This is a genomic window from Rhodopirellula sp. MGV (assembly GCF_002251265.1).
GTDB classification, from domain to species: domain Bacteria; phylum Planctomycetota; class Planctomycetia; order Pirellulales; family Pirellulaceae; genus Stieleria; species Stieleria baltica_A.
Genome location: NZ_NPDI01000039.1, coordinates 29362 through 41215, shown reverse-complemented (window position 1 = coordinate 41215; position 11854 = coordinate 29362). Strand labels below are relative to the sequence as shown.

General features: G+C 56.9%; 9 protein-coding genes. 6 read left to right on the top strand and 3 right to left on the bottom strand.

The features are described from left to right. The first annotated feature begins 9 nt into the window (after window positions 1–9). The 3 genes from CGZ80_RS13895 (at window position 10) to CGZ80_RS13885 (ending at window position 3313) form a co-directional block, all read left to right on the top strand. Entirely contained in the window at window positions 10–1395 is a 1386-nt protein-coding gene (locus CGZ80_RS13895) for a PQQ-binding-like beta-propeller repeat protein (RefSeq protein WP_233148419.1), read from the top strand. Between the two features lie 90 nt (window positions 1396–1485). Next, a complete protein-coding gene (locus CGZ80_RS13890; RefSeq protein WP_094415378.1) occupies window positions 1486–2130 on the top strand; it encodes a phosphoesterase in 645 nt (214 codons plus the stop codon). Between the two features lie 13 nt (window positions 2131–2143). After that, entirely contained in the window at window positions 2144–3313 is a 1170-nt protein-coding gene (locus CGZ80_RS13885; RefSeq protein ID WP_094415376.1) for a cysteine desulfurase family protein, read from the top strand. A gap of 99 nt (window positions 3314–3412) precedes the next feature. Here CGZ80_RS13885 and CGZ80_RS13880 read toward each other — a convergent pair whose 3' ends face one another. Further along, window positions 3413–4738: a PQQ-binding-like beta-propeller repeat protein gene (locus tag CGZ80_RS13880; protein ID WP_094415374.1), complete on the bottom strand. Its 1326-nt coding sequence runs from the start codon at window positions 4736–4738 to the stop codon at window positions 3413–3415. Between the two features lie 193 nt (window positions 4739–4931). On the opposite strand from CGZ80_RS13880, the gene CGZ80_RS13875 reads away from it, so the two are divergent. Beyond that, entirely contained in the window at window positions 4932–7814 is a 2883-nt protein-coding gene (locus CGZ80_RS13875; RefSeq protein WP_143543919.1) for a hypothetical protein, read from the top strand. A 3-nt stretch (window positions 7815–7817) separates the two neighbouring features. Here CGZ80_RS13875 and CGZ80_RS13870 read toward each other — a convergent pair whose 3' ends face one another. Further along, complete coding sequence (locus CGZ80_RS13870) at window positions 7818–8804, bottom strand: DUF502 domain-containing protein (RefSeq protein ID WP_094415370.1); 987 nt, start codon at window positions 8802–8804, stop codon at window positions 7818–7820. A 361-nt stretch (window positions 8805–9165) separates the two neighbouring features. Further along, the gene (locus CGZ80_RS13860) at window positions 9166–10074 is read right to left on the bottom strand and encodes a ComF family protein (protein ID WP_255407709.1); all 909 of its coding nucleotides are present in this window, start codon (window positions 10072–10074) and stop codon (window positions 9166–9168) included. A gap of 921 nt (window positions 10075–10995) precedes the next feature. On the opposite strand from CGZ80_RS13860, the gene CGZ80_RS13855 reads away from it, so the two are divergent. Together CGZ80_RS13855 and CGZ80_RS13850 are read left to right on the top strand one after the other, a co-directional pair. Then, complete coding sequence (locus tag CGZ80_RS13855) at window positions 10996–11202, top strand: hypothetical protein (RefSeq protein WP_094415366.1); 207 nt, start codon at window positions 10996–10998, stop codon at window positions 11200–11202. Next, on the top strand, window positions 11199–11780 hold the full coding sequence (locus tag CGZ80_RS13850) for an RNA polymerase sigma factor (RefSeq protein WP_094415364.1): 582 nt from the start codon (window positions 11199–11201) through the stop codon (window positions 11778–11780). The genes CGZ80_RS13855 and CGZ80_RS13850 overlap by 4 nt, the downstream gene beginning before the upstream one ends. The last annotated feature ends 74 nt before the right edge of the window (window positions 11781–11854 follow it).

The window sequence follows — 11854 nt, the reverse complement described above, 5'->3', positions numbered from 1 at the left end:
GAGCCGACCATGGCACAGACCGCATCCGACCGACCGGACGCATCGGCAGCAGCCAGTGCGCCCCCAGGAAGTGTGGCGACAGGCAACACGCCCGCAGAGACAGCCTCTGAAAACATCCCCATGGTGGGGACGCAGGTCGCTTGGCCAAGGTTGCTGGGCAGTCACTTCGACGGTGTAGCTCCGGCATCGGCGGCGAACCCGGATTGGACGCAATCGCCACAAGTCACTTGGGTGTTACCCGTCGGCGAAGGATACGGCTTGGGCAGCGTTGCCGACGAAATCTATTATCACTTTGACGCGCCACGAGAAAGTCGACCGCGTGTGCAGCGTTTGCGTGCGATCGACCTCAAGACTGGCGAGCCGATCTGGTCTGTCGAAAAGCCATTCGATTATTCGGACTTGTATGGCTATGAAAGTGGTCCGCGAGGGACGCCTGCGATCGACGCGGATCGCATCGTCACCTTCGGCGTCGATGGCGAACTGACTTGTCGGGCACGCACTGACGGCAAAGAAATTTGGAGTGTCGCGACGAATCAAGTTTACGGCGTCGTGCAGAACTTCTTTGGCGTGGGCGCATCCCCGTTGATCGTTGACGGCATGGTGATCGTGCCTGTCGGTGGCAGCCCACCGGAAGACCAATCGATCGCACCGGGGCGACTCGATCGAGTGATCCCGAACGGATCGGCGCTGGTCGCGTTTGATTTGGCCGATGGCAAAGAACGCTGGCGATGCGGCGAGGATTTGGCGGGGTATAGCAGTCCACGGACAATGAGGCTCGACGGCAAGACGATCGTTTTGGCGTTCTGCCGGGATCACTTGTTGGCTGTCGATCCGCAAGCCGGGAAGGTGCTGTGGAAGTTCGCACACCGAGCCGACAAGCTGGAAAGCGTGAACGCGATGATGCCGATCGTCGATCAGAATCAAGTCTTCATCAGCGAGTGCTACGACGTCGGCAGTGTGTTGCTGGGCGTAACCTCGGAAGAAGCGTCGGTGATTTGGCGTGATGACGAGGCGGGCAGCCTGCGCGGTCATGCGATGCGATGCCATTGGTCGACGCCCGTGTTAATCGACGGGTACTTGTATGGCTGCAGCGGTCGCAACAACCCGGACAGCGATTTTCGTTGTGTGGAGTTTGGAACCGGCAAAGTGATGTGGGAAGACGGGCGGCGACGACGCAGCTCGGTGACGCGGGTCGGCGACTTGTTGATGGTGATGGACGAGTTTGCGAAGTTGCAAATCGTCCGTCCGACACCAACGAAGTTCGAGCAGATTGCCGAATTCGACTTCAGCGATCAGCTAACCCCTCCGTGCTGGGCCGCCCCGGTCGTGATCGGCAATCGCGTCCTGATTCGCGGCGATCGACGTGTTTTGTGCCTGGCCTTTCCCGACGCGTGATCTCCGGCGGGGGCCCACCCACTTCGTCGCCCGATCCGATCGTGATAGGCTTTGCCGCATCCGTCACACCCATTTATTCAGCGCGACGCTATGCCAGCCCACGAAGAACATGTGCTTGTTATCCCCGCTTCGGTGATCGACTCGATCGGAGCGTTCGAGGGGTTTGAGACCGATATTGAGCGTTACTTGGACAAAATTCTGAGCAGCGATCAGTTGTCATATCAGCCCCGTGGTGCGATGGAAGTCGACCCGAGTTTCAAGCAACTGATTCCTTATGTTGTCCTTGAGTGGCAGGGGGAGTCGGGCGAACCGCAAGTGTTTACTTACACTCGCGGAGGCGGTGGTGGCGAAAAACGATTGCACGCTAAACGCAGTATTGGGATTGGCGGACACATTAGCCAGGAAGACGCAAGCGGCAGCGAAGACGCGTATCAAGTTGGCATGCGTCGGGAGCTAGAGGAAGAGATCCACTTGGAATCGAAATACACCGAAACCCAAGAAGGATTGATCTATGACCCGTCCAACGAAGTCGGCCAAGTTCACCTCGGTGTCGTGCATCGGTTTCGGCTTGCCGAGCCCAAGGTGTCGAGCCGCGAAGACGATCTAGCCGAAGGTGGTTTTGTGCCGGTATCGGAACTGCGTCAGCAACGTGATCAGTTGGAAACGTGGAGTCAGTTGGCGCTCGACGCGCTTTATCCGCAATCGGCAAATCCACATTCGGCAACGAACGCTTGAGTAAGGTGCCCCGTTGATTTATCTCGACAATCATGCGACGACGCCTTGTGATCGTCGTGTCGCCGAATCCATGATGACTTGGTTGGTGGAGCAATTCGGCAACCCGCACAGTACGTCGCACGAGATGGGACGCGAGGCGGCGGATGCGATCGAATCGTCGCTGGAGCAGATCGCGATGACGCTCGGCGTTACTTCGGAAACCCTGCTGGTGACAAGTGGTGCGACCGAGAGCAATAACTTGGCGATTGATGGCGTGTGTCGGCATCCGCGTCAAAAACGAAAGCACTTCGTTACCTCAACGATCGAACACCCTTCGATTTTGGATGTGGCTAAGCGATTGCAGCGGGACGGTTATCGAGTCAGCTTCATCGGTGTGCATCCGCAAGGACATGAGTTGGCCGGCCAGGTCAACTTGGACGAGCTAAGCCGCGTCGTCGACGAAGGTACCGCGTTGGTTTCAATCCACTGGGCGAACAACGAGATCGGCGTGATCCAGCCGATGGCCCAGATCGCCGAAATCACGCACCAGTTCGGCTCATTGCTGCACAGTGATGCGACGCAAGCGGTCGGTCGGATCGAAGTGAAGCTTGACGCGGCGGATGTTGACTTGGTCAGTGCGTCCGCCCACAAGTTCTACGGACCCAAAGGCGTCGGGCTGTTGACGTTTGGTGGCGGTGCCGAGCGTCGTCGTGTCCGGCTGAAACCGCTGTTCGTCGGCGGCGGCCAACAACGAAACCTGCGCAGCGGAACGATGTCACCTGCCAACGTGATCGCGATGGCAACGGCGCTGGGTTTCGCCGTGGAAGAACTTGCGTCGACAGAATCGTCGGTGCGTGGATTGCGGAACCAATTCTTCGCGACCTTGTCCGGTGCGATTGATGGGATCGAGTTGAACGGGCTGGCGTTGGATTCGGGGCAGCGGTTGGCCGGGAACCTGAATTTGATGCTGCCGGATATCGAAGGTGAAGCTTGGATGGCGGCGTGCCGCGAGGTCGCGTTCAGCAGCGGTTCGGCCTGCAGCAGCGTGGATGCCGATGCCAGTCACGTGATCATGGGGCTGGGGCGAAGCGAAAGCGAAGCCCGTCGCAGTGTTCGTTTTGGGATTGGCAAGTTCAACACGCAATCCGAAATCACACACGCATCGCAGTTATTGATCGACAGCTATCGACGTCTTCGCGTTTGAATCAAAGTCGCTTGTCGAGTCGCAATGAAAAACGCCATTCGCACGGCTGGTGCGAATGGCGTTTTGCGTTTCTTGATCGCTTGGTTTTCTGGGCGGCGTTTAGGGTTTGCCGAACAGGTACAGCGAATTGCGGCTGCGCAGTAGCAGCGAGTTGCCGTTGACCGGAACTAAACTGGAGACGGTGAACTGGTCGTTGTCGCTGACTTCGTTGGTTGCGACGAGTGCCGGTTCAGTGGCACTCAGCGGGCCAAGGACAAACGTCGTTGCATTTTCGGCGGTGACGTAAAGGTGATCGTTTGCGACCAAGGGAGAGCTGCTGAAGTCGACACGCGATTTGTCGAGTTGGAATTCCCAAATGGTCTCGCCGGTTTGAACGTCGACCGCGGTCACGTTCCCGCGACTGCCTCGATCACCAGTGACGTACACCGTGTTTCCGTCGACAGCTGGTGTGGGAACGTCGCTGCCGATGTCGTCGCGAAACCAGACGATGCTATCGCGGCCTTTTCCGGCGATCACGTCGCTGATGCGGCAAGCGGTGATCGTTTCACCACGCGAGTATGGGCAGATGACAATGTCGCCGCTAACGATTGGCGACGCGATCGAGCGGAAAAATTGGTCTTGGGCCGGGTTGAATCCGCCGACACGTCCGAGCTCCTTGCCATCTTTGGCGGAGTGGATGGTCAGGTGGTCAGCGCCCATTACGGCGATCATGTTGCGGTCGGGGATCGCGATTGGCGTGGTGTAGCTTTGGCCGGCTTCGCGAGGCGCTTCCAAGTTACGGCTGACTTTCCAAACCTTTTCGCCAGACTTGCGATCGAACGCGACCAGGTAACTGACGTCACTTGGGGCGTTTGCGGCGTTCTCTTCGGGTGATTGCATGACAGCGATGACGACCAAGTCGTTGATCAGCGTTGGGCTCGAACCGAGGTCCCACCAGAGCAAGTCTTTGATGAACTCGTCTTGCAAGTTGACTTGCCAAACGACGTTGCCGCTCATGTCGACGCAGCCCAAATCGCCACTGCGGTAATACGCGAACACATGTTGTCCGTCGGTGACGGCGGAGGGATTCGCACCGCTACCTTTTTTGTGTTTTCCTTTAGTGTCCTCACCCAAGTCGGCTTTCCAAACCAACTGTCCACCGTCGACCAGGTCGTAGGCGAGCAAGACGTTTTTGCCGTCGATTCCGGAGGTCAGGAATGCTTTGTTGTCCGCGACGACGGGGGTGCTACCGCCGCGGCCATCGATCGTCTGCTTCCAGCGGACGTTTTCGGTTTCGGACCAAGTGGCCGGATAATCGCCTTCGCCGGCGACGCCATTTTGGTGGGGGCCACGCCACTGCGGCCAGGAAGCGGGTTGATCGGCGTGCAAGACCGAGGCACAACAGAGGCAAGAAAAGACGTAAGGAAGAATTCGGGTGAGACGCATGGCGGGATTCCTACAATGTGATTCGCTAGCCGTGGTCGTGCTGGCAGATCCGCATGGGCGGATGCCGAAAGCAAGGTCACGGCGTCGAGCGGGCAATTGAGCAACCGGTCGGTGGGTTGATGCCGTTATGGTATGATGAATCATCCCGAATGATAACACCGCAGTGGACATTCCGTTGTTCGAACAGAGAAAAATGAAAACGCTGCTTCACCGTGTCGTTACCCTCGGAAAAGACGCCGGCAAACGACGTGACTTAACCCGTGGTCGGCAGTCAAGCTGCGGCCGGATTACAGCGGCAATGTTTGCCTTGTTCGCAATGCCTCTCTGCGGCCCCGTTGCCAATGGATGGGCGCAAACTGACGCCGCCGAAGGCCCTGCAGCCAAGCAGGACCGTCCTCTGCTCGTTCCACGCGAGCTTGCGACTGGCAGCTACGCTGATCGCCAGCGGGCGACGTTGGAGATGTGGCGCAAGCGAACACTCTCGCGGCAGGCCGTCCAGGATGCGGCACGAAACGATGACCCCGAAGTGGCCGAGCGAGCGCAGTGGATCTTGCGGCAATGGCGGAGCGGGATCTTGCCAGATGAGAACGAAGGCGGATTGCCAAGTCACAACGGAAATGGTCCAGCCGCACTTGCCGCGGTGATGGATCGGGGCGAGTTTGGCGCCGCCTTGGTCGCAGTCGAGGAGTCCGCCGGTACGATCGAGTGGGAACAAATTAAACGCCGTGTTGCTCGGTCGCTTCTCGAACGATTCCCGATCTATGCCTCCGCAGCGATCAAGAATGGCACGCTGCCCGACCTTGCCGCATTGGTGAATGCGGTCGCGATCGATCGCGAGATGGCGGTAACGCACTGGGAATTGCAACAACATCTTGGAAGGCCAATTGATGAAGAAAGTTGCTTGCCAGAAGGCGCTCACAATTGGATTGCGAGCGAGCGGCTGATCTGTCGTTCTCTGTTTGCGGCACTGCATGACGATCCAGAACAAGCGATCAGCTTCGCCGAGCAAGCGGGTGACCCCACGATCAGTCGAATGGCGATGATGATCCTCGGTCGTTGGGAGCAGTTGCTTCAGTCCGAACGCAAGAGCTTCAATGACGCGTTCGACGTTCAAGACCGTGTCGAGGCAGCTGTTTGGATGCTTGCCGCAGCCTATCGTTGCGACGACAAAGCGGCGTTTGACGAAGCGAAAACGTTTCTTGTGGATTCTGAAGATCAAGAGGCAACGGGGGTTAATGATCTGCGTTGGCGAATCCTTGCAATGCACGATCAAGTTGATGAAGCGATCGAAGTCGCGGCGCTGGCGGACAAAGCCAATGCGGCCAAGATCTCTGTCGCGTCATCGCGTTTCGAACAAGCGATCTTGCATTCCGGTTGTGACCCACAGGAAATGTCTTGGAAGCTTGATGAGTGGATCGATTTCGCGTTGGTCGACCAGCAGGAATTGTCGAACAAAGGCATCGGCCGACTCGCTCCTTCGGTCGAACGGCTATATGCGTTCGCTCGCATGTTGATTCGTATGGGGCAAAAGGATGCGGCGTTTCATCTCTACAGTCGACTGAAGCATCGGGATCTGATCGTTACGCCGCTCGGGCATTCGTTGCTGGACATGACGTTAACGGAGCTGCGTTGGGGAAAGCAAATTGACTGGGTGGCGAAGCTGGCTGTGGAACCGAATGACCACAGCACACGGGCACCGACGCGAGGTGTCGTGGAGCAGGCTCTGAATGTCGAATCCGAAACGTTCGCAGCTGTCGCCGGAGAAGTCCAGCAGATGTTTCCGCGACAGCCGTATTACGAGCGATTTCAAATGACATTCGCTTTGCTGCAAGGCAATGTGCCGGATGGATTTGATGCCGAGGCGGACTTTGAGCGACTCTTTTTGGGATTGTGCAGTGCTCGTCCGACACGTGGATTTTCAGGTCGTCAGATACCGCTTCCGTCATTTGCGTTGAACGAAGAAATCTTGCAGATGTTCGCCGTTCATGGGCACTTGGAGCTAGCTCGCCAAGGCGAATTAATGCTCTCCAATCAAGGTGATTTGGACGCAAAAATTCGCTTGGCTGAAGCCGCTTATCGTGAAGGACAGTTCGATCGATCATTTAATCTGTGGACCGAAATCGCTGAGCAATCAACGGCTATCACGCAGGTCGCGCTTGATCACGGATTGGCTTTTGCCAAATCCGTTGTGGGACGATGGCTGGCAGCCAAGCGACTTGGGTACGTTGATCAAGCGGGGGATCTCGCGATGCAGATACGTTTGATGGCGATGTCGCCTTCGCTAAAGCTCCGTCATGAGCTCGCTGAGTATCTGCATGACTATGAGCAAAACGAAATCGCGCTCGAAGTGCTGCAGGACCTCGTGATCGAGAACAGCTATGCCGGCGCCGATGCCCCTGACCAATTCAGTGTTGCCGTTTCGTATGTCAGTGCATTAAGCGATTTGCAGGAAGAAGACCAGCAAGCCTTCGCTGCGTCCGGCCTCGATGCCCAAGACGTGGTCAAATGGAGTGACTTGGCCGTACTCGGGATCCTCAACGATCCCTATTTGGAACGCACGTTTATCGCGATGCCGCTGAGCGTTCGGATTACGAAGCTGCAGCACGCGATCGAGACGAAGGACGCCGGTTTGGCCGAAGCCGCGATTGAACAAATCGAACAGTTCGACCCTTTGAATATTGATTTCGGCGAACGGTTGTTGCCCGAGTTAAGTGAAGCCGGGCTGGCCACAATTGCCGAGCAAGCGTTGGATCGTTTGATGGATCGCGGTATCGACTACGCGTCGAGCTATCCCTTTGACGCGACCGCGCTGAACAACTTTGCTTGGGCGGCGGCGATGAATGGCAAGCGTTTAGACGACGCGATGCGACTGAGCCGCCAAGCTGTTCTGTTGGAACCGGACAGCGTGATTTTTCGCGACACGCTGGCAGAGGTCCTTCACCGTCAAGGTGATGATCGTCAGGCTTTGGCTATCGAGTCGGCATGCCTGATCGACGATCCGGATGACTGGCATTTGCACACGCAAATTGAAAAGTACCGCGAGCTTGTGGAATCGCAAACGGCGACGAAGCCGTAATTGTCAGACTGTCGAACGATCGCCTTCGGCAGTCGAATTGCTTGGCAGTACGACCGCCCCATCACGGTATTTGGCTTTGGGGCGAGCCTCTTCACCGGCCGCGTTTCGAATGACACGTTGATTCGGCGGTACAACCACACCGCAGCTGACGACAAACTGGATCGCTTCGTCCACCGTCATATCGACATCAATGGTGTCGCTCCGTCGGACGGTGACGGTGAACCCTGTCATCGGCATCGGGCTGGTCGGCATCAGGACGCTTAACATCGGTTCGCCCATCGCGTCACTGAGTTGCTTGATGCTGTTGCCGGTAACGAAACCGAGCGACCAGATGCCCTTGCTGGGATATTGCACGGCGACCACGTTATTGAATTCAATTTCACGTTCGCTAAATGCAAAGTCAGTGACCTGCTTCACGCTGCCGTAAACCTTGTTGACGACGGGGATGCGCAGGATGGCCGCATCAAAGGCTCGTACGAACCAGCGACCGAGGCTGAACGTGAACAAGCGGCCCACAAAGTACAGCACGGTGACGAACACGATCAAAAAGATCGGAATCACAATGCGACGGGGCATCCATTGGACTTGGATGTATCGATGCCAGTATCCGTTGGCAGAGTTTAGCGGCGGCGAGTTGGTGTCGAAGTAATCGGCGTTTTCGTCAACCGTGTCGACAACGTACGCCGGCAGGTACTTCCGTCCGGTTGGCCCTGGGACATACGGGACTCCGTCGTAGGAGAACGAATTGTCGCCTTGAGTGATCGCGTTGGCTGGGATCTCTTCAAGAACCCCTTGGCCCCAGCTTTCCTGGTACCACACGACCCCCTTGCGAACCGTCGATTCCATCGGCCGCAGGACGTAGCTTTCGATCGTGTTCCACGCCCAGATCAGCACCACAATCGTCAACAGCGGTGGAAGGACAACGCCTAAGCCGCGGAAGATAAAGCTGCGAAAATGGGCGGATCGGGAAGTTTGTGAGTTCTCGTTCACGGATGACCTGGAAAATCAATTCAGCCCGAGATGGCTGACGAGGGCATAAATGCTGGGAAAATCTACGCTACAGCTTGCGTTTCGGGTCCGAAATCTCCAGCCCTCGATTGACGGAGGGGACCATTCGAAAAGTACTCGCACCGCGTGTGTGCGTTATTCACCCTAGGCGCAATCGGCGTATTCGCAAACATCTTTGCATTCGTTTTGTTTGGATCGAGCCTTTTTCGTGCAATCGGCTGATTTTTCCAAGTCCCCCACTGCGCGTGAAACCGGCAAATTTTCCGAGCACGATATTTGTGTTCAGCAGTTGAGTTTGGCGACTGGAATTCGACTTTGGAAGCCGAGATCATTCGCGTCTCGTTCATGCCAAACCGACTGCGCGGGCAAGGACAGCGACGGTGACACGTTCCGCACCGGCTTGTTTGAGCGTCTTTGCGATTTCGTTTGCGGTCGAACCGGTGGTCATCACGTCGTCGACGAGCAACACATGTTTGCCACTCAAATACGGGCGTTTTCGACTTCGCCACCCCGGTGTCGTCACGCGAAAGGCACCGCGGATATTTTCGGCACGCTCGTGTTCACCCAACCAGGCTTGCTTTTGGATTCGCCGCGTCGTTGTCAAACAATCACGAAACGACAACTGGTTCCAGGTTTTATGCAGGGTTTGGTGTGCCGCCAAAGCGATCATGCGACTGCCACCAACGCCTCGGGCCATCCGCCGAAAGACGTGCGACGGGACCGATGTGACCAGGTCGGGAAGTTCCGGGCAGGGCGAGAGTAAGAATTGACGCTCTAAAAGAGATCCCAATCGTCTGCCGAGTGCGTCTGCCAACGGTAGTCGGCTGCCGTATTTGGAGGCGACAACGACGTCTCGAATCAGGTCTTGGTAGGTCCACATGGCAACGCAGCGATCAAACTGCAGACGTTGCCCTCGGCAGGCCAAGCAGCCTATTTCTCGGGCGTCCGATCGTGAGGACGAATCGACTTGAGGTGAGTCGGTCGCGGTACTCTGCGGAGAATGGTTAGACGAGTGACCGCTTTCAGCGGCTGTTGCCGCGGCCCCTGGACGCCCGCAGCGGTCACATGAGGTTCGCATGATTTGTTCGCTGGCCTGAAAAAAATTTTCGCAGCGGTCGCAAAAGTCTTTGCCCACGCAGACGCATTGGTCGCAAAATTTGCAAGTCGGCGGCAGCAACAATCCGAGGGCGTCCTGCCACCATTCCCCGGAAATTAGCGTTTCGAGGGGCTGCCAGGCACGGTGGTGTCGCATCTTCATCACTCGTCCAGAGGCATTTTCGTCGGCAACGAATCGCTGCGTCGGAAAAAAGAAAAAATTCAGGCGAACCTTTTACAGACGGTCGAGTCTGTACGATCATCTACAAAGAAGGGCTGGCGAATTTCGCTGGCTTTTACCGATCACTTGCGGTACCGTTATCGCAGGTAAATGAACCCACCACAAAGTGGCCCACTTCGCAGCGGTATGTTACCCGTTGTGTCGGCGGGCGTCAGCCACGGTGGCGGACGCGGCTTCTGATTGACCATTTGCAGAGTCGATCGAAGACGCCGACGAGGCGGGTTCGTGAATGTCCAATTAATAACTCTGCTCCACGCCGCACCCCACAAGGTGCCGGGAGGTTTGAAATGCGTTTTGAACAAATCATCGCAGTTGTCGCACGTCGCCTGGTTATTGCCGGTGTCCGTGAGGTCAAGAGCGTTGTTGCGTTTGCACGCGTCGGCAACCTCCCCCTCTGTATGGCGTCTGTATCACCCGGGATGTATTCGGGTTCCCAGCTAGAAATGCATCTAATGCATTGTCATTGGGGCTGGAACTGGAATCCACCGACAGCCACACCGGCGACGACAGTCACCGGCAGTAAACGGAAACGTTCACTGTTGAAACGGCTAGTCAGCCTACCCGGCCTCGGCCACCAATCTCTGCCCTGCAGAGATCGCTAAAGCGAGCCCCCAGCAGTCCTGCTGAACTCGAAATTTAGCTTTGCCGAGCCCCGGATGTAGGCCGGACACGATCGACCCTTTTTAGGTTTCGAAGCGTGTCCAGGCCTCTCGGTCGTGGCCCGTTCGCAGTCGTCAGATCAGAATTTGCGTCTCGCATCGTTCTGTTACTCACGATCTCGCAGTGGTCCACGATCTCACCAGGCACGCGGCAAACGCGATTGATACAGATCCCTGAATGCGTGACGTGTTTTGTCTGGCAACGATGCCAGTCACACCCACCCGCTCAGGCTTGCTTCATCCCGATCACGTACGCGGTTTGAACGTCGGTCTCGCCTGTCATGGCGACGGCGCCAAGCCTAAACCGATCTCGCTGACTCCCCAGGAACCGTACGGCATCACGACGCCGTGTTCCCGTCAGGAATCGGAAGGAACCGAGCAATGAACATCAATACTGAGATCCAATTTGACCTTCGAGAATTGACCGTCGCCGAACTCGTTGTGCGAGCTCAAGGCGGCGACCGAGACGCATTCGGCGAACTGTTTGATCGTTACCGACCGGCGATCGTTGCCGGGGCGACGAGCCGAGTTCGTAATGCCGATGAAGCAGACGAACTCGCCCAGGACGTATTCATCCAAGCGATGCAGAAGATCGACCAATTACGTGTCCCAGAAGCATTCGGCGGATGGTTGCGCCAGATCGTGCACCGCATGGCGATCAATCGCGTGACCCGAAATCGGGGGGCCGTCGCTTGCGATCCGGAAACCTTGGCAGCCACTTGTGCAAACGACGACGCACCTGAGGAAGTCGCCGAAAGCCGCGAACAAGCTCAAGCGATCCGTAACGGCATCGACCGATTGGGAGCACTTGATCAAGAAACGTTGACCGCGTTTTACCTCCGCGGCCGTACGTTGATTGAAATGAGCGACGAATTCCAAGCTCCGATCGGGACGATCAAGCGTCGTTTGCACGTCGCCCGTAAGCGTTTGGCAAAGGAAATCGATTTGTTGCAAGCGGTCTAACCGCCGCTCGCTGCTACCGAGTGAACGGTCGCATGGCTTCGCTGTCGCGGGCTATGCGGCCGTTTTTTTGTTGC

Coding starts and splice junctions, on each gene's coding strand:
- CGZ80_RS13895 (WP_233148419.1), top strand. CDS start 10: ATGGCACAGACCGCATCCGACCGACCGGACGCATCGGCAGCAGCCAGT.
- CGZ80_RS13880 (WP_094415374.1), bottom strand. CDS start 4,738: ATGCGTCTCACCCGAATTCTTCCTTACGTCTTTTCTTGCCTCTGTTGT.
- CGZ80_RS13860 (WP_255407709.1), bottom strand. CDS start 10,074: ATGCGACACCACCGTGCCTGGCAGCCCCTCGAAACGCTAATTTCCGGG.
- CGZ80_RS13855 (WP_094415366.1), top strand. CDS start 10,996: ATGCGTGACGTGTTTTGTCTGGCAACGATGCCAGTCACACCCACCCGC.
- CGZ80_RS13850 (WP_094415364.1), top strand. CDS start 11,199: ATGAACATCAATACTGAGATCCAATTTGACCTTCGAGAATTGACCGTC.
- CGZ80_RS13875 (WP_143543919.1), top strand. CDS start 4,932: ATGAAAACGCTGCTTCACCGTGTCGTTACCCTCGGAAAAGACGCCGGC.
- CGZ80_RS13890 (WP_094415378.1), top strand. CDS start 1,486: ATGCCAGCCCACGAAGAACATGTGCTTGTTATCCCCGCTTCGGTGATC.